The sequence below is a fragment of the Nonomuraea terrae genome, assembly GCF_044465245.1.
Lineage (GTDB): Bacteria > Actinomycetota > Actinomycetes > Streptosporangiales > Streptosporangiaceae > Nonomuraea > Nonomuraea terrae.
In genome coordinates this window covers 1126434-1142840 of record NZ_JBITLL010000005.1, presented here as the reverse complement: position 1 = coordinate 1142840, position 16407 = coordinate 1126434, and the positions used below count along the sequence as shown (strand labels likewise).

Below are 16407 nucleotides of genomic sequence, written 5' to 3'. Positions count from 1 at the left end.
CACATGTGACATTGCGCACTATTTCCGGAAGTTGTCATCCTCAATTACGACATATCCAAAGAGATGGCCCAGCAGCCCGCGTAAAGGAAGATTCCTCGCCAAAACTCCTTGGGGCTACGCGCGGTAGCGCTCGGCCAGTTCGTACGCCGTCTCGGCCAGGCGATCGCGCAGGGCCGCGGGGGAGAGGACCTCGGCGTCCGTGCCCAGCCGGAGGAACTCGCCGGTCGCGTGCTCGATCGACTCGATCGGCACCGTGACGCGGGTCCAGCCGTCCTCGTCCGGGGGCTGCGCGCTCGCCCGTGCCGCCGTCACCACCCCGGGCGTCATGAGGTCGGGCAGCCGTTCCAGGCCGCGCGGCGACAGCCTCACCACGGCCTCGCCCCAGCGCAACCGGGCCTCGAACTCGGCCAGGTAGCCCCGCCAGTACTCCGCCAGGTCGAACCCGTCCGGGCGGACGAACGTCTCTGGGAGTCGGTGCAGGCCGAGGATCTGCGACACGCGGTAGGTGCGGACGTCGCCGTCCGTCCGCGCGACCACGTACCACTGCCCGGCCTTGACGACGAGCCCGTACGGCTCCAGCCGCCGCTCCACCTCCTGCGGCGCCTTCCACCGGCGGTATCTGACCTGGATGCGGCGTTCGTTCCACACGGCGTCGGCCACGGCGGGCAGGAAGGTCAGCGGGTCCTGGTCGCGATACCACGCGGGCGCGTCCAGGTGGAACCGCTCGCGGATGCGGCCCGCGCGGTCGCGCAGCTCGACCGGGAGCGCGGCCATCAGCTTGAGCTGCGCCGCCGTCACCACCGCGCCGAGGCCCAGCTCGGCCGCCGGGCCGGGCAGCCCTGCCAGGAACAGGGACTCGGCCTCCTCGGTCGTCAGGCCCGTGAGCCTGGTGCGGTAGCCGTCGAGGAGCTGGTATCCGCCCTTGGGGCCCGCGTCACCGTACAGGGGGATGCCGGCGGTGTGCAGGGATTCGACGTCGCGGTAGATCGTGCGTACGGAGACCTCCAGGCGCTCGGCCAGATCCCGCGCCGTCATCCGGCCGCGCGTCTGCAGCAACAGCAGGATCGAGACGAGGCGGGAGGCGCGCATATCACTGACACTACATGTCAGTGACCCGGGCGTAGGTTCGCCCACATGAACGACTTCGACTTTCTCGCAGGCCACTGGAACGTCGTCAACCGACGGCTGGTGAAGCCGCTCTCCGGGAGCGCGGAATGGGACGAGTTCCCGGGACGATCGGTCGCCACCCGGCATTTCGGCGGCGCGGCCAGCTTCGACGAGATCGAGTTCCCGACCAAGGGCTTCAGCGGCCTGACCGTGCGCGTGTACGACCCCGTGGCGCGGACGTGGTCCCTCTACTGGGCCGGCAGCGCTCAGGGCGCGCTCGACACCTCGCCGATGGTGGGCGCGTTCGACGGGAACCGGGGCGAGTTCTACGGAGAGGAGACGTGCGACGGCAGGCAGGTGCGGTGCCGCTTCGTCTGGACGGTCGCCGACGACGGCACCGCGCGCTGGGAGCAGGCGTTCTCGCGCGACGACGGGCGTACCTGGGAGACGAACTGGACGATGGACCTCACGCGAGCCTGACGGGCTGCGGCTGGTGGGCGTGCGCACGGGCGTCGGCGCTGTTCGCCCAGAGGATCACGGCCACGGCCGCCGCGGCGAGGAGCAGGACGGAGCCACCCGTGACGATCACCCACCACCAGGCCGATCTAGGAGGCTTCGTCTCGTAGTGGGATACGTCGGGCAGCATGTCCGGGGTGTACGGCAGTCGCTGGGTGGCGGGGTGCTCCGGTGAGGCTTGCCGGGGCGGGTGGGGGTGGCGGTGCCGGATCGTCTGGTCGGGGTCGGGTTCCTGCGGGCCGGGCTGCTCTGGAGTCATGGTCCCCTCAGGCGCGCGAAGAAAATGCCGAGATTTACCGCAACATTGTCACATCGCACCCTGTGGTGCCGTCCATAGGGCATGACGACGGTTCTTGTGACAGGTGGGAGTGGGCGGCTCGGGCTTGCCCTGGTGAAACGGCTCGTCGCGGCGGGGCATGACGTGCGGGCGGCCAGTCGCACGGCGCGGGCGTCCCGGGACGGTGTGCGGTGGGTGGTGGCGGACGTGGCCTCCGGGCACGGCGTGGCCGAGGCCGTGTCCGGGGCGGAGGTGGTCGTTCACCTGGCTTCGGCGCCGTACAAGGGGCGGTACACGGTACGGGTCGAGCTGGACGGGACCGCCGCGGTGCTCGCGGCGGCTCGCGCGGCGGGGGTGCGGCACTTCGTGTACGTCTCGATCGTGGGCGCGGATCGGGTGCCCTGGAGCTATTTCCGGACGAAGGTGCGCGCGGAAGAGCTCGTCCGGGGTGGTGGGGTGCCGTGGACGATCCTGCGGGTGACGCAGTTCCATGAGTTCGTGGAGCAGGCGTTGCCGGCGATGTCGCGGGTGGGGGTGATGGTCGTGGACCCCGGGATCATGGCCAGCCCGGTGGACGTGCGCGACGTGGCGGGGCATCTGGTGTCGCTCGTCGGCCGGGGGCCGGGCGGGGAGATCGAGGAGTACGGCGGGCCCGAGGTGCTGACGATGGAGGAGGCCGTGCGGAGTTGGCTACGGGTCCGCGGGCGGCGCCGTCCGGTGCTGCGGGTACGGCTGCCCGGACGGCTCGGGCGGGCCTTCCGCGCCGGCCACCTCGTCACGGAGGCCCGGCCCAGGGGTGAGATCACGTGGGACGACTACCTGCACGGCCGCCGGCCCTGACCTGCGGGGCGGCTCGGGTGAGGGCCGCTGGGAGGGCGGCGGTGCTACCAGCCGTGCTGCGGGGGCTGCCCCGGCTGAGGCCGGCCCGGCTGGGACGCCTGCTCCTGAGGCCAGCCCGGCTGAGACGGCTGCCCTGGCTGCGGCCTGCCGCCCTGAGGCGCCTGCCCCTGCTGGGGCCAGCCGGGCTGCGCGGGCTGCTCCTGCGGGGTCCAGCCGGGCTGCGCGGGCTGCCCCTGCGGGGTCCAGCCGGGCTGCGCGGGCTGCCCCTGCGGGGACCAGCCGGGTTGTTCCGGCTGGGGCCAGCCGTTCTGGGTGTGGGGCTGTTCCTGGGCGGGGGAGGACCAGGCCGAGTGGCCGGCGGGCTGGTGCCAGGACGGGGTCTCGGCGGGCGCCGAGGTGCGGCGGGCGACGACCGCCCAGATGAGCAGCCCGAGCCCGGTCACCTTCAGGACGACGCTGATCAGGTTGACCACCAGCAACGCCACCGCGGAGCCCCCGCCCAGCGACGTGACCATCGCCGGGATCATGAGCTGGATCACGATCCCGAGCACCACCTCCAGCAAGAGGGTGATGCAGCCCGCCATGCCCAGGATCGCCGCCCGTCCGTGGTCGCGCCTGCGCAGTCCGGTCAGGACAGCCCCGGCGATCAGCACGACGGCCAGGATGATCTGGGCGATCATCGAGATGATGAGGGATGCGGGGGACATCGAGCGACTCCAGCGGGTACGACGACGGACGCGACGACGTTACGGGGATTCGCGGATTTCTTCCACCGCCCGGCTGATCGAGTCCAGATCCAGGGCGCCCTGGTACCGCCGGCCGTTCAGGAAGAGGGTCGGGGTGCCGCGTACGCCGCTCTCGCGTCCCGACGTCTCGTCGAGCGCGACCCTTTCGACGTGGCGGGGCACGTCCCCCCAGGGGTCGACGGCGAGTTCGGCGGCGAAGTGCTCGAGGTCGGCGTCGGTGAGGAAGCGCTGGTTGTCGTAGAGGATGTCGTGCATCTCCCAGAAACGGTCCGCGTCGGCCGCGGCCTCGGCGACGATCGCCGCGGGCGCGGCCCGTGGGTGCAGGGTGCGCAGCGGGAAGTGCCGGAAGACCAGCCGCACGTCGGGGTTCTTCCTGAGGATCTCCTCCAGGATCGGGTGGAGGCGCCCGCAGTAGGGGCATTCGAAGTCGGCGTACTCCACGATCGTCACCCGGGCCTTCGCGGGGCCGCGTACGTGGTCGCCGGGGCCGACCGGCACGGACAGGGTGACAGGGAGCTCCTCGGCGGGCTCGGAGTCGGGCGGCGCGCAGACGCCGCCGCGGTCCCACGCCAGCTTGAAGATCACCCACCCCAGCGCGGCCGACAGCAGCGACCCGGCCAGGATGCCGATCTTCGCCTGGTCGTGCAGGACGGAGTCCTCGAAGGCCAGGTCGACGATGAACAGCGCCACGGTGAAGCCGATCCCGGACACGGCGGCCCCGCCCAGCAGCTGCCCCCACACGAGGTTGCCCGGCAGGGTCCCCCACCCGAGCCGCAGCGGCAGCCACGTGCCCAGCGAGATGCCGACGAACTTGCCGAGCAGCAGCCCCAGCGCCACGCCGATGGCGACCGGCGAGGTGGCCGCCGCCCGCAGGGTCTCGCCGTCGAGCCGCACCCCGGCGTTGGCCAGGGCGAAGATCGGCACGATCACGTAGCTGCTCCACGGGTGCAGCCGCAGCTGCAGCCGTTCGTTGACGGAGACGGCGCGCTGCACACGGCGCGTGGCCTCGCGAGCGGCCCGGGCGCTGGGGGTGCTGGTGAACTCCTGGACGGCCTCCCCGGCCAGCAGCAGCTTGTGGTCGGTGGGCACGTACACGAAGACGAGGATGCCGAGCGCGATGCCGATCAGCGTCGGGTGGATGCCGCTCTGCAGGGTGGCCACCCACAGGGAGAAGCCGAGCACGATGTACGCGGGCGCCCGCCAGATCTTCAGCCACCGCAGGGTCACGATGGCGGCCAGCAGCAGCACGGCCAGGAGCAGCGCGGGGACGGACAGGCGATCGGTGTAGAAGATCGCGATGATCATGATCGCCAGCACGTCGTCCACGATGGCCAGCGTCAGCAGGAATGCCCGCAGCGGATCGGGGCAGCGCGCCCCGACCACGGCCAGCAGGCCGAGCACGAACGCGGTGTCGGTGGCGATCGGCACGCCCCAGCCGCCGGCCGCCGGCCCGCCCGCGTTGAGCAGCAGGTAGACGCCGGCCGGGACGAGCATGCCGCCGAAAGCCGCGACGGCCGGCACGGCGACCAGCCGGCGGTCGCGCAGCTGCCCGAGCCGGATCTCGTAGGAGACCTCCAGCCCGATGAGGAAGAAGAAGACGGTCATCAGGCCGTCGTTGACCCAGTGGCGCAGGTCGAGCGAGAACGCGGCGTCGCCGAAGGAGATCCCCATGTGCGTGTGCCAGAACGCCTCGTAGGTGTGGCCCCATGGCGAGTTCGCCCACACCAGGGCCAGCACGGTGGCGGCCAGCAGCACACTCGTGCTGCCGGCCTCCGTTCTCAGAAACGCCCGCAACATGACAGATCTCCCCCCGGAGATCTGATCCTAGGCGGGCTGGAAGAACAGGTAGGACGCCGCGTCGCGGGCCAGCAGGAAACCGACGATCGCCAGCGCCCATCCCGCGGCCGACACCGAGTGCCTGGTCAGCCAGTCGCGCAGCCGCTCCAGCCGCGGCTCCAGCCGCTTCCCGGCCGCCGCCCGCACCCCCATGATCACCAGAATGGGCAGGACCATGACCAGCACGTACGCCGCCAGCACGGGCAACCACTGCGCCGCCGTCAGCCCGGAGGTGGTCATCAGGCCGATCGCCGCGAGGTACGGGACCATCGTCGCCACCTCCACCACCCCGGCGGTCAGCCCGAGCGTCACCATCGTCGCCGGGCCGCCGGCCCGAGGCTGGAACGTGGTGGACTTGCCGCGTTTGGCCCGGCGCTTGGGGTCGAACCGGAAGCTCAGCACGAACAGCCCCACCCCGACGACGAGTTGCGCGATGTACCCGGGCCGGCTGTGCAACAGGTCGCCGAAGCTCTCCAGCGCCGTCGACAGCCCGAGCATGAGCGCCACGCCCACCAGGAAGTAGAAGACCGTCACGGTGGCCAGGTAGACGAACAACCGCGGTGTCCGCGACCTGTCCATCGTCAGCATGAGCACCAGGGGGACGCCGAGGGTGCCGAAGCTGGTGCTGTCGACCAACGCCAGCGCTGCCAGGCCGAGGAGCAGTCCGATCGTCATACGGCCATCATCGTGATCAGGGTGGTGGCCTGCCTCCTCCGGCGGGCGGAACCTGGCGTACATCCTTCTTCCCATCAGGACGTCTACGGCGGACGGCGTAGCCGGGTGACCTCCCAGGAGACGACGACCCCGCACCCGCGGCGGTGCCACCGTGGGGTCATGGACGCACTCCGCCGCGCGCTCGGCGCCATCGCGTTGATCTGCGCGCTCTCTTTCGTGGCGTTCGCGCTGCTGCACTCCGGGGTCGCGCTCGGTCCGGTGCGCGAGCCGGTGATCGTGCCCGCCGTCGTCGTCGAGACCGTCTGCGCCGTCGCCGGGCTCACCGGCGCGTACGGCGCGCTGGCCCACCGCCGATGGGCCTGGGACGGGCTCCTGTACGGGTACGCCGTCGCCCTCGGCGGGGTGACGCTGGGGATCCTCGCGGTGGCCCTCGGCCCGGGGGAGCCCCGCGCGCTGCTCCTCTGGTATCACGGCACGACGGCGGCCCTGCTCGCCGGCGGCCTGACCGGGGCGTTCTACGTTTCGAGGGTGCGCAGGTAGGAGGCCGCCTCGGCGAGCCGGTCCTCGGTGAAGACGCGGATGCCGTGGCGTTCGAGCAGCGCCGTCGTGACGCCCTGGCCCGGGGCGCGCCGCCCGGTGAACGTGCCGTCGTAGACCGACAGCGCGCCGCACGACGGGCTGCCCTCCTTGAGCACCGCCATCCGGGCGCCGTGCGTGCGCGCCGCCGCGAGCGCCGCCCGCGCCCCCGCCAGGAACTCCTCCGTCACGTCGGCCCCGTCGGCGGTCAGCACGCGAGCCGCACCGTCGAGGACGGCCGCCCCGCCGGCGCCGCCCTCGATCTCGGCCGCGGGCCGGGGGACCGGCAGCCCGCCCGACACCTCCGGGCAGAACGACACCAGCCGCCCCTCCTCCCGCCACCCGGCGAGGCAGGCGTCGGAGCTCGTCTTGGCGCGGCCGTCGTAGCGCACCTTGCGGCCCATCAGGCAGGCGCTGACGAGGATTTTCTGCACGTCTTCGATCCTATGAGCGCGACCGGCACCAGCGGGACGCCCGGCCCGGCCGGCGCCCATGATCGAGCACGACGTACGCGGGGCGGGCGCCGGCTTCGAGCGGGCTCCGCCAGGTGCTGGACGGAATCGAGGGCGAGCCACCCGGGCGATAACCTTGGCGGCGATGAACACCATCGTCTCCACGATCGTCATCGCCGGCGCGCTCGTGCTCATGCTGGCGAGCCTGATCGCCGCCTTCCGCAACCGGCCGATGGGCATGGTGCTGCTGGTCGGCTTCGCCGTGCTCGAACTCGCCGTGCTGGTGCAGGCGGGCTTCGTGATCGCGGCGGTGGCCGGCGGCGGCGGTCCCGCCGACAAGGTGACGTTGTTCGGCTACGTCGGCGGCCAGGTGCTGATCCCGCCCGCCGGGGTGTTCCTGGCCCTGGCCGAGCGCAGCAGATGGGGCACGGCGATCCTCGCCGTCGCCGGGTTCGCGATCGCGGTCATGAACGGCCGGCTGCTGCAGATCTGGCAGGGCATGGCATGACCGTCCCCATCGGCTCAGGGCCGGGGCGTGCGCTGATCGCGGTCTACGGGCTGTTCTCCCTGGCCGCCGGGGCGCGGGCGGGCGTGCAGATCGCCATGAGGTTCGGCGAGGCGCCGCTGGCCTATTCGCTGTCGGCGTTCGCCGCGGCCGTCTACATCCTGCTCACCGTCGCGCTCTGGCGCGGCGCGCGGCGCCTCGCGCTCGCCGCGCTCGGCGTCGAGCTGGCCGGCGTGCTCATCGTCGGCACGCTCAGCGTGCTCGACCCGGCCGCCTTCCCCGACGCGACCGTGTGGTCCGGCTACGGCCAGGGCTACCTGTTCATCCCGCTCGTGCTGCCGCTCGTGGGCCTGTACTGGCTGCTGCGCAGGCGTTAACGCCCGCGGCGCCCGGGCAGGGGCTCATCACATGAGCACGATCGAGCACTCAGAAGACGTCAGGGTCCCCATCAGGGTGGCCTACAACCAGTGGACGCAGTTCGAGAGCTTCCCGGAGTTCATGGAAGGCGTCGAGTCCGTCAAGCAGCTGAGCGACACGCGTACGGCGTGGGTGGCGGAGATCGCCGGCGTCAGGCGCGAGTTCGAGGCAGAGATCACCGAGCAGCACCCGGACGAGCGGGTCTCGTGGCGCAGCCTCGACAAACCCCGTCAGTCGGGCGTGGTGACGTTCCACCGGATCGACGACGGCACCACCAGGGTGACCCTCCAGATGGAGTACGACCCCGAGGGCATCGCCGAGACGGCCGCCGACTGGCTCCAGCTGGTCCGCATGCGGGTCGTCGGGGACATGAAGCGGTTCAAGCAGTTCATCGAGTCGCGCGGCGGCGAGACCGGCGCGTGGCGCGGCGACGTGCCCGGCCCGCACCAGCGCGACGACGTGCCGGGGTCGCACCAGCGCGGCTCCACGTACGGCGGTGACCAGCCCGTTCCGCCCGGCACGGTGGGCGGCGACCAGCCGCCGGGCGGCACGCTGCCGCCTCCTGGACCGATGCCCCCTGGCGGGGAGCCGCCGCAGGGCCCGCGACCCGTCCTGTGACGCGGTTTTCCGACGAGACCCCCGCCCGGTGGGCGGGGGTCTCGTCGTTTTCGTGCGGCGCCGGGGGATTTGACAGCGGATCGGAATAAATCTAAGTTTCCGGCCTGTTACGGCAGTTATTCATCCCATGATTCGATGAGTAGAGGAATGTCTGAATGAGCGCGCTGGTCCCCGAGTCCCGAGGCAGACCCGGCTCCCTGGCCTGGCTTGTCGTCCTGGGGATCGTCCTTGCGGCGCTCAACCTGCGTACCGGCGTCACCAGCGTCGGGCCGGTGCTCGACGAGATCGCCCGGACGCTCGGCATGTCGAGCGTCGGCACCGGACTGCTGACCACACTGCCCGTGCTGGCCTTCGCCGGCGTGGGCGCGGTCACCCCGGGGCTGTCGCGGCGCTTGGGCGAGCACCGGCTGCTGCTGCTCGCCCTGGTCACGCTGGGCGTGGGGCTGCTGGTCAGGGTGCTGGTCGACTCGGCCGCGGTGTTCCTGGTGAGCAGCGCGGTCGCGCTGTCCGGCGGCGCCGTCGGCAACGTGCTCATCCCGACGCTGATCAAGCGTCACTTCCCGGCCCGTACCGGGATCATGACCACCGTCTACACCACGGCCCTCGCGGTGGGCACCATGCTGGCCGCCGCGGCCACCGTGCCGATCGAGAACATGTCAGGCGACTGGCACGTCGCGCTCGGGGTGTGGGCGGCCCTGGCCGCCGTCGCCGCCATTCCGTGGCTTGCGCTGTTGCGCAGTGAGCCGGAGCGGGACACGGGCGGCCAGGACGAGGGCATCCGCGGCCTGCTGGGGAGCCCGCTGGCCTGGACGATCGCGATCTACTTCGGCACCCAGTCGATGATCGCTTACATCATGTTCGGCTGGCTCGCCACCATGCTCGGCGACCTCGGGTACGACAGCGCGCAGGCCGGACTGATCGTCGGGATCTTCACCGCGCTGAACATCCCCGTCTCGATGTTCGTGCCCTCGGTGGCCGGCCGCTTCCGCGACCAGCGGCCGGTCGTGGTGGGACTGGTCGCGTTCTACGTGATCGGGTTCGCCGGGCTCTGGGCCGGGCCGGCGTCGCTGGCGCTGGTCTGGGTGGCGTTCGTGGCGGTCGGCATGGGGTCGTTCCCGCTGGCGCTGATGATGCTCGGGCTGCGCACGCGGACGCCGGAGACCACGGCCGCGCTGTCGGCGTTCGGCCAGAGCGCCGGCTACCTCATCGCCGGCGCCGGGCCGCTGCTGGTGGGCGTGCTGCACGACGCGACCGGCGGGTGGGCGCTGCCGTTCACGCTGATCTTCGTGGTGATCGCCGCGCAGCTCGTCACCGGCCTGTACGCCGGCCGTGACCGCTACCTGGAGGACGAGCGGCGCGCCAGGCGCTGAGACAATTCCCGGATGGAATCCACGCTCGTCACCTTCCCCGAAGGCCGCACCAGCGGCCGCTCCCCGATCGTCGGGGCCGTGCCGGTGGGGGAGCGGCACGGCCTCGTCGTCGCCGAGACGCCGTTCCACCCCCTCGACCACACCTGGCCCGACCAGCCCGCCGACCGCGGCACGATCGGCGGCCTGCCGGTCGCCGACTGCGTGACCGGAGCCCGCTCGGCCGACGGAGAGGTCCTCATCGGTGAGGCGATCCCGGTGCGGCGGGGCGCCGAGGGATGGCAGTGGCTCGTCGTCCACGTGACGGAGACCCCGCTGCCCGTGGGCGCCGAGGTCGACCTGGAGGTCGACGCGGGTTTCCGGGCGGGGCTCTCGGCCGGTCACACCGCCTGCCACCTCGCCGCGCTCGCGCTCAACGCGGCCCTGGCCGGCCGCTGGCGCAAGGAGACGAGGACCGACGCGCTCGGGCATCCCGACTTCGACCAGGCCGCGATCACGTCCTCGCGGATCAGCCCGTACGGCAGCGTCGACGTCTACCGGCTGGGCAAGTCGCTGCGCAAGAAGGGCTTCGCGGCCGACGACCTGGACCCGGCGAAGGTCGCCCAGGAGGTGAACGACCTGCTGCAGGCGTGGGTGGCCGCGGACGCGCCGGTCCGCGTCGAGGTGCCGGGGCCGGAGCTGACGGCCCGCCGCACGTGGCACTGCTCGCTGCCGGACGGGGAAGCCTCCATCCCGTGCGGCGGCACCCACGTCGGGCACACGTCCGAGCTGGGCCGGGTCGAGGTCGCCCTGACCCTGGACGACGCCGCCCTCACCATGCGCACCACCTGCGGACACGGCTGACCCGCGTCAGGCGGTGGCGAGGTGAGCCAGTTTGTCGGGGTTGGCGATGAGGTAGATCGTGGTGATCCTGCCGTCCGACACCAGCAGCGAGAGCACCGTGATCACCTGGTCGCCGGCCGAGATCACCACCGCCGGGGCGCCGTTGACCTGCGCCACCTCGAACGCCAGGTCCGGGACCTCGGCCAGGCCGATCGAGGCCATGAAACGCGCCATCTCCCTCGGCCTGGTGATCGAGGTCAGGAAACGGCCGACGTGGTCGGCGCCCGTGATGACGCGCAACGGCGCGCGCGCCTTGCCGCCGCCGTCGCTCACGATCGCCACGTCGTCGGCCAGCAACCGGATCAGCCCGTCCAGGTCCCCGGCCCCGGCCGCGTCGATGAACCGCTCGGTGATCCGCCGGCGTTCGCCCCGGTCGACCTCGAAGCGCGGCCGTTTGTCGCGTACGTGCTCGCGCGCCCGCCGGGCGAGCTGCCGGGTGGCCGCCTCCGACCGGCCGATGATCTCCCCGATCTCCGCGAACGGCAGGTCGAACGCCTCCCGTAACACGAACACGGCCCGCTCCAGCGGCGACAGCGTCTCCAGCACCACCAGCAGCGCCAGCTCCACGGAGTCGGCCAGCTCGGCGTGCTCGGCCACGTCGGGCTCCGTGCCGATCGGCTCGGGCAGCCACGGCCCGATGTACGACTCCCGCCGGGACTTCGCCCACCGCAGCCGGTCGATCGCCAGCCGCGTGGTCACCCTGACCAGGTACGCCTTGGGGTCGTTGACGTCCGCCTCGTCCACCCCCGACCAGCGCAGCCACGCCTCCTGGACGACGTCCTCGGCGTCGGAGACGCTCCCCAGGATCCGGTACGCGACACCCACCAGCAGGCCGCGGTGCTCCTCGAAGGTCGACATGAACCTAAGACGTATCACGAACGCTCCGGCGTGACACGGGGGCTCCGGAACCCCTGTACACTTGGTGATCGCAAGGGGCTATGGCGCAGTTGGTAGCGCGCCTCCATGGCATGGAGGAGGTCTGGGGTTCGAATCCCCATAGCTCCACTCCTTGTTCCACCGGCACCTCACCTCTCGTGGTGAGGTGCCTCTTCGTTTTCCGGCCGGTCGTAGCGCGCCAGCTCGGCGTCGTCCGGTGGCTCGAAGATCGCGGCGCCCTGTTCGAGCATGGCGCGGGTGATCGGCACCGTGCCCCACCCGTGGCGCGCCTCCACGCGGCGCCACAGCTCGTCCAGCGGGGCCGTGAGGTAGTGGAGCTCGACGGCCGCCCCCAGCGCGCGGGCGGCCAGGCGCAGCTCCTCGCGCTCGGACCGCGCCCAGAAGCCGTACTCCAGGATGACCGTCCGGCCGAGCGGCAGCAGGTCGCGGGCGTGCCGCCAGAGCTGCTTCTCCAGCCGGTCGCGGGCGGCCTCGTCGTGCGGGTCGAGGCCGAGGTGCGCCAGCCACTCGTCCGGGCAGAGCCGCACGGCGGCGCGCTCGGCGGCCAGGCGGCGGGCCAGCGTGGTCTTGCCCGCGCCGGGCAGGCCGCAGATCAGGATCAGCCGTCCGGGACGGCGGGCCGGCCCGTTCACCGTGCCGTTCACCGTGCCCTTCACCGTGGGCCCGTTCACTGACGGGTGGCGGCGAGGGCGGCGTGTTCCTCCCGGACCCGGTCCCAGGCGGACTTCACGTGGTGGTGTTCCGTGGCGACGCCGCCGACGGCCATGCGCAACACCACGCGGCCGGCGATCTTCGTGTGGGTCAGGTAGAGGGAGTCGCCGGCGTTGAGCCGGTCCATCAGCCGCGTCGTGGCACGGTCTGCCTCGTCCGGGGGCATCCCGGGCCACAGGGGGCGGAAGCACACCAGGCCGAGGGGATGCGGCTCGTGCACCTCGAAGCCGGGCTCGGCGGAGATCCACGAGGCCAGCTCCTGCGCCAGCGCGACGCCCGAGCGGATGTGCGCGCGCAGGCCCTCGGCGCCGTACCAGCGGATGACCGACCACAGCTTCAGCGCGCGGAAGCGGCGGCCGAGCGGCACCTGCCAGTCGCGGTAGTCCACGACCGAGCCGGAGGAGGTGGCCGCGTTCCTGAGGTAGTCGGGCAGGATCGACAACGCGCCCAGCAGCGGAGCGCGGTCCGCCGTCCAGAGCACGGTGCAGTCGAAGTTGGTCAGCAGCCATTTGTGCGGGTTCGTGGAGTAGGAGTCCGCGTAGGCGGCCACGCCGTCGTTGATCCACCGGAACTCGGGGCAGACCGCCGCGACCCCGGCGTACGCGGCGTCCACGTGCAGCCAGACGCCGCGCTCGCGGCACACGTCGCCGATGGCGGCCACCGGGTCGATGGCCGTGGTGGAGGTGGTGCCCACGGTCGCGCACACCATCGCCGGCACGGCGCCCGCCGCCTCGTCGCGCTCCAGCAGTGTCCGCAGGTGGGCGGGGTCCATGGCCATCGTGCGCGGGTCGACGTCCACGACGCGTACGCCCGCCGCGCCCAGGCCCGCGATCCGCGCGGCCTTCTCCAGTGACGAGTGCGTCTGCGACGACACGTAGAGGGTGTAGCGGCGGTCGATCCCCTCGGACGCCACCCGGCCGCCGCCGGCCCGGTGCAGCGCCGCCAGCAGCGCCACCAGACAGGCGCTCGACGCGGAGTCCTGGATGACACCGCCGCCGCGCCCGTCGGTGCGGAAGTGGTCGGGCAGGCCCAGCAGGTCGGCCAGCCAGTCCACCACCACGGTCTCCAGCTCCGTGCACGCCGGGCTCGTGATCCAGAGCATCCCCTGCACGCCGAGCCCGCTCGACAGCAGGTCGCCCAGGATGGACGGGCCGCTGGCGTTGGACGGGAAATAGGCGAAGAAACCCGGATGCTGCCAGTGCGTCACGCCGGGCAGCAGGACGCGCTCCACGTCCGCCAGGACGGCCTCGAACGGCTCGCCGTGCTCGGGCGGCCACTCCGGCAGGGCGCGCCGGATCTCACCCGGCTCCACCTGGGACATCACGGGACGGGACTCGATGCCGGCGAGATAGTCGGCGATCCAGTCCACGACCTGCTTGCCGTGGCGGCGGAACTCTTCGGGGGTCATGTGACGGCTCATCCGTGCACTTTTCCCGCATCTCGAAAGGGTGAAAAGGGACGGGCCGGAGGTTTTCACCTCCGGCCCGTCTATCTCAAGCGGTCGAAGGACCGCCGAAGGTCAGTAGTGGCGCGGGTAGCCCCTGCTCTTGCCGAACGTCTTGCCGATGTGGAAGCCGCCGGGCAGGCGCACGCTCACGTGACGGCGGCCGTCGGGATAGGTCGAGACGTGGAAGCGCCGGTTGCCGTAGCTGTGGCCGACCCCGTGCCGCGACAGGTTGATCCGGAACGGCCCGACTTTGATTGACTTCCGGTAGTGCCAGCCCATGTCACCCCTCCGCCGTGTGCTTCACCCGGACAACGAGCGTGCGGCGCGCCGGGTTCCCGCGAGCGTCTCGGCGAGCGCGGCGAGCGCGTGCGGGTAGGCGCGTTCGGAGGGCGCGGCGTACCCGATGAGCAGGCCGTCGTGGCCCGCGTCGTGCCAGAGCGGGGACGCCGGGCGCAGGGCGATGCCGCGATGCTCGCACGCGGCCAGCACCTCCGCCTCCGACGGGCCGCCCTCGGGCAGCAGGAGGAGGGCGCGCAGGCCCGCCGCCACGCCGGGCAGCCGCGCGCCGGGCAGCGCGTCGCGCAGGCGGGCGCGCAGCAGGTCGCGGCGGCGTCGGTAGCGCAGGCGGGCGGCGCGGATGTGCCGGTCGTAGTCGTGCGTCTCGATCAGCCTGGCGAGCACCAGCTGGCCGAGCACCTCGGTGTGCGCGTCGGCGTACAGCTTGGCCTCGGTGACCTGGCCGATCAGCGCGGGCGGCACCGCCATCCAGGCCAGGCGCAGGGCCGGCGCGAGGGACTCCGACGTGGTGCCGCAGTAGACCACCCGGTCGGGCGCCGTGGCCTGGAGCGCGCCGACGGGCTGCCGGTCGTAGCGGAACTCGCCGTCGTAGTCGTCCTCGACCACCAGGCCGCCCCACGCGCGCAGCGCGCGGCGGCGGCGGGGGTGCAGGGGGACGCCCATCGGGTACTGGTGCGCGGGCGTCACGACCGCCGCCGCGATCTCGGGGGTCAGCAGGTCGGTACGGGCGCCGAGCTCGTCCACCGGCAGCGGGACGATCTCGCACCCGGCGCGCGAGACCACCTCGCGGTAGAAGTCGTGGCCCGGGTCCTCCATGGCGACGGTGCCGCCGACGACCCTGGCGAGGAGGTTGAGCGCCTGGACGAACCCCGTCGTGACCACGATCAGCTCGGGATCGGCGAGCACCCCGCGGGTCCTGGCGAGGTAGCCGGCGAGCGCCGCCCGCAGCTCGATCCGGCCACGCGGGTCGCACGGGCCCAGCACCCCGGCGGGCGCGGTCGCCAGCACGTGCCGCGTCGCCCGCAGCCACGCGCGGGCCGGAAAGGCGGACACGTCGGGCTGCCCCGGCCGCAGATCGTGTACCGGCTCGCCATCCGCGCCCGGAGGGATCCGCGCGGGCTCGACCGGGGTGGTGGCCGGGAGGGCCACCTCGGTGGCGGCGCCGGGGCGGCTGGTCAGGTAGCCCTCCGCGACGAGCTGGTCGTACGCCGCCGTCACCGTGCCGCGGGACAGCCGCAGCTCGGCGGCGAGGGAGCGGGTCGAGGGCAGCCGGGCGCCCGGCAGGAGGCGGCCGTCCCTGATCGCCCGGCGCAGCGCGTCCTCCAGCGCCCGCCGCCGCCCGCCCTGCGAGGAGAGCTCCAGATGCAGGTCCACTCCCGAACTGGCCCAATCTTCCGGCACAGGATCGGATCTTACGGCTGGTCCGGTGCCGGTCCTAGCGTGGGTCGTGCCTCGAAGAACCGGAAGGACACATCACATGATCGTGATCGCTCACCTGAGCGACATCCACATCGGCGCCACCCCTGAGAGCGCCGGACGTGCCGACGCCGTCATGCGCACGCTCGACGCGCTGCCCCACGACCTCGACGCCGTCCTCGTCACCGGCGACATCGCCGACCACGGGCTGGACGAGGAGTACGAGACCGCGGCCAAGCTGCTCGCCTCGCGGCATCCCGTCCTGGCCGGGCCGGGCAACCATGACGTGCGGGCCGTGTTCCGTCGTGTGCTGCTGGGGGAGGAGGGCGGGGACGGGCCCGTCAACCAGGTGCTGCGTACGGAGCGGGCGGTCTACGCGATGTGCGACTCGTCCATTCCGGGTGACGACGCCGGGCATCTCGACGACGAGACGCTCGGGTGGCTGCAGGGAGTGCTGGACGGAACGGAACTGCCGGTCTTCGTGGCCTTTCACCACCCGCCGGTGAGGCTGCACAGCCCGGAGGCGGACGGGATCCGGCTGCTGCGGCCGGAGCGGCTGGAGTCGGTGCTGGCGGGGCGTTCGAACGTGGCGGGGGTGCTGGTCGGGCATGCCCACACGGCCGCGGCCGGCACGTTCGCCGGGCGGCCGTTGCTCGTGGGCGGGGGCGTGGTCTCCACGCTCAAGCTGCCTTGGGAGGGTGGCGTGGGGTTCGACGCCTGTCTGGACCACGACCTTCCTCCGGTGATCGCGTTCCATGTCCTGGACGAGGACGGGGGCCTCACCACCCACTACCGCGTGGTCCCGTAGGGGCCGGAGAGGCGAAC

The 16407-nt window shown here is 72.3% G+C and carries 20 protein-coding genes and 1 tRNA gene; 10 read left to right on the top strand and 11 right to left on the bottom strand.

Going from position 1 to position 16407, the window contains the following annotated elements; genetic code table 11:
• Positions 1 to 114: 114 nt before the first annotated feature.
• Positions 115 to 1089: a helix-turn-helix transcriptional regulator gene (locus tag ACIBP6_RS29030; protein WP_397057045.1), complete on the bottom strand. Its 975-nt coding sequence runs from the start codon at positions 1087 to 1089 to the stop codon at positions 115 to 117.
• Positions 1090 to 1134: 45 nt separating this feature from the next.
• Between ACIBP6_RS29030 and ACIBP6_RS29025 the strand changes: the two genes are divergently transcribed.
• The gene (locus ACIBP6_RS29025; protein WP_397057044.1) at positions 1135 to 1587 is read left to right on the top strand and encodes a hypothetical protein; all 453 of its coding nucleotides are present in this window, start codon (positions 1135 to 1137) and stop codon (positions 1585 to 1587) included.
• On the opposite strand, the gene ACIBP6_RS29020 is transcribed toward ACIBP6_RS29025, so the two are convergent.
• Complete coding sequence (locus ACIBP6_RS29020; protein WP_397057043.1) at positions 1574 to 1882, bottom strand: hypothetical protein; 309 nt, start codon at positions 1880 to 1882, stop codon at positions 1574 to 1576. The genes ACIBP6_RS29025 and ACIBP6_RS29020 overlap by 14 nt on opposite strands.
• An 81-nt stretch (positions 1883 to 1963) precedes the next feature.
• On the opposite strand from ACIBP6_RS29020, the gene ACIBP6_RS29015 reads away from it, so the two are divergent.
• A complete protein-coding gene (locus tag ACIBP6_RS29015; protein ID WP_397057042.1) occupies positions 1964 to 2740 on the top strand; it encodes an SDR family oxidoreductase in 777 nt (258 codons plus the stop codon).
• Positions 2741 to 2784: 44 nt separating this feature from the next.
• Here ACIBP6_RS29015 and ACIBP6_RS29010 read toward each other — a convergent pair whose 3' ends face one another.
• The 3 genes from ACIBP6_RS29010 to ACIBP6_RS29000 are packed head-to-tail and all read right to left on the bottom strand — an operon-like array spanning position 2785 to position 5997.
• Positions 2785 to 3447: a hypothetical protein gene (locus tag ACIBP6_RS29010; protein ID WP_397057041.1), complete on the bottom strand. Its 663-nt coding sequence runs from the start codon at positions 3445 to 3447 to the stop codon at positions 2785 to 2787.
• Between the two features lie 39 nt (positions 3448 to 3486).
• On the bottom strand, positions 3487 to 5283 hold the full coding sequence (gene nhaA, locus ACIBP6_RS29005; protein WP_397057040.1) for a Na+/H+ antiporter NhaA: 1797 nt from the start codon (positions 5281 to 5283) through the stop codon (positions 3487 to 3489).
• Positions 5284 to 5310: 27 nt separating this feature from the next.
• A complete protein-coding gene (locus ACIBP6_RS29000; protein ID WP_397057039.1) occupies positions 5311 to 5997 on the bottom strand; it encodes a GAP family protein in 687 nt (228 codons plus the stop codon).
• A gap of 159 nt (positions 5998 to 6156) precedes the next feature.
• Here ACIBP6_RS29000 and ACIBP6_RS28995 point away from each other — a divergent pair, with 159 nt between their 5' ends.
• On the top strand, positions 6157 to 6537 hold the full coding sequence (locus ACIBP6_RS28995) for a hypothetical protein (RefSeq protein ID WP_397057038.1): 381 nt from the start codon (positions 6157 to 6159) through the stop codon (positions 6535 to 6537).
• On the opposite strand, the gene ACIBP6_RS28990 is transcribed toward ACIBP6_RS28995, so the two are convergent.
• Positions 6513 to 7007, bottom strand: coding sequence for a DUF523 domain-containing protein (locus tag ACIBP6_RS28990; protein WP_397057037.1), 495 nt, complete (start codon positions 7005 to 7007; stop codon positions 6513 to 6515). The two genes, ACIBP6_RS28995 and ACIBP6_RS28990, sit on opposite strands and share 25 nt — an antisense overlap.
• Before the next feature lie 163 nt (positions 7008 to 7170).
• Here ACIBP6_RS28990 and ACIBP6_RS28985 point away from each other — a divergent pair, with 163 nt between their 5' ends.
• From ACIBP6_RS28985 to ACIBP6_RS28965, 5 genes are all read left to right on the top strand, one after another.
• On the top strand, positions 7171 to 7533 hold the full coding sequence (locus ACIBP6_RS28985; protein WP_397057036.1) for a hypothetical protein: 363 nt from the start codon (positions 7171 to 7173) through the stop codon (positions 7531 to 7533).
• On the top strand, positions 7530 to 7907 hold the full coding sequence (locus ACIBP6_RS28980) for a hypothetical protein (protein WP_397057035.1): 378 nt from the start codon (positions 7530 to 7532) through the stop codon (positions 7905 to 7907). Before ACIBP6_RS28985 ends, ACIBP6_RS28980 begins: the two co-directional genes overlap by 4 nt.
• Before the next feature lie 31 nt (positions 7908 to 7938).
• Positions 7939 to 8565, top strand: a complete 627-nt coding sequence (locus ACIBP6_RS28975) for an SRPBCC family protein (protein ID WP_132616269.1) — start codon at positions 7939 to 7941, stop codon at positions 8563 to 8565.
• 155 nt (positions 8566 to 8720) lie between these two features.
• Positions 8721 to 9935, top strand: coding sequence for a CynX/NimT family MFS transporter (locus tag ACIBP6_RS28970; RefSeq protein ID WP_397057034.1), 1215 nt, complete (start codon positions 8721 to 8723; stop codon positions 9933 to 9935).
• Positions 9936 to 9947: 12 nt separating this feature from the next.
• Positions 9948 to 10775, top strand: a complete 828-nt coding sequence (locus ACIBP6_RS28965) for a metal-dependent hydrolase (RefSeq protein WP_397057033.1) — start codon at positions 9948 to 9950, stop codon at positions 10773 to 10775.
• A gap of 6 nt (positions 10776 to 10781) precedes the next feature.
• On the opposite strand, the gene ACIBP6_RS28960 is transcribed toward ACIBP6_RS28965, so the two are convergent.
• On the bottom strand, positions 10782 to 11672 hold the full coding sequence (locus ACIBP6_RS28960) for an RNA polymerase sigma-70 factor (RefSeq protein WP_397057032.1): 891 nt from the start codon (positions 11670 to 11672) through the stop codon (positions 10782 to 10784).
• Between the two features lie 74 nt (positions 11673 to 11746).
• On the opposite strand from ACIBP6_RS28960, the gene ACIBP6_RS28955 reads away from it, so the two are divergent.
• Positions 11747 to 11819, top strand: a tRNA-Ala gene (locus tag ACIBP6_RS28955).
• A 20-nt stretch (positions 11820 to 11839) separates the two neighbouring features.
• Here the strand turns inward: ACIBP6_RS28955 and ACIBP6_RS28950 are convergent.
• From ACIBP6_RS28950 to pdxR, 4 genes are all read right to left on the bottom strand, one after another.
• Positions 11840 to 12367: an AAA family ATPase gene (locus ACIBP6_RS28950; protein ID WP_397057031.1), complete on the bottom strand. Its 528-nt coding sequence runs from the start codon at positions 12365 to 12367 to the stop codon at positions 11840 to 11842.
• Between the two features lie 11 nt (positions 12368 to 12378).
• Positions 12379 to 13830, bottom strand: a complete 1452-nt coding sequence (locus ACIBP6_RS28945; protein ID WP_397057030.1) for a pyridoxal-dependent decarboxylase — start codon at positions 13828 to 13830, stop codon at positions 12379 to 12381.
• 111 nt (positions 13831 to 13941) lie between these two features.
• Positions 13942 to 14148 (bottom strand): DUF4236 domain-containing protein, encoded by a 207-nt coding sequence (locus ACIBP6_RS28940; protein WP_132616258.1) that lies wholly within the window; start codon positions 14146 to 14148, stop codon positions 13942 to 13944.
• A 21-nt stretch (positions 14149 to 14169) separates the two neighbouring features.
• The gene (gene pdxR / locus ACIBP6_RS28935) at positions 14170 to 15567 is read right to left on the bottom strand and encodes a MocR-like pyridoxine biosynthesis transcription factor PdxR (protein ID WP_397057029.1); all 1398 of its coding nucleotides are present in this window, start codon (positions 15565 to 15567) and stop codon (positions 14170 to 14172) included.
• Between the two features lie 76 nt (positions 15568 to 15643).
• Here pdxR and ACIBP6_RS28930 point away from each other — a divergent pair, with 76 nt between their 5' ends.
• Positions 15644 to 16390 (top strand): metallophosphoesterase, encoded by a 747-nt coding sequence (locus ACIBP6_RS28930; RefSeq protein WP_397057028.1) that lies wholly within the window; start codon positions 15644 to 15646, stop codon positions 16388 to 16390.
• Positions 16391 to 16407 lie beyond the last annotated feature (17 nt).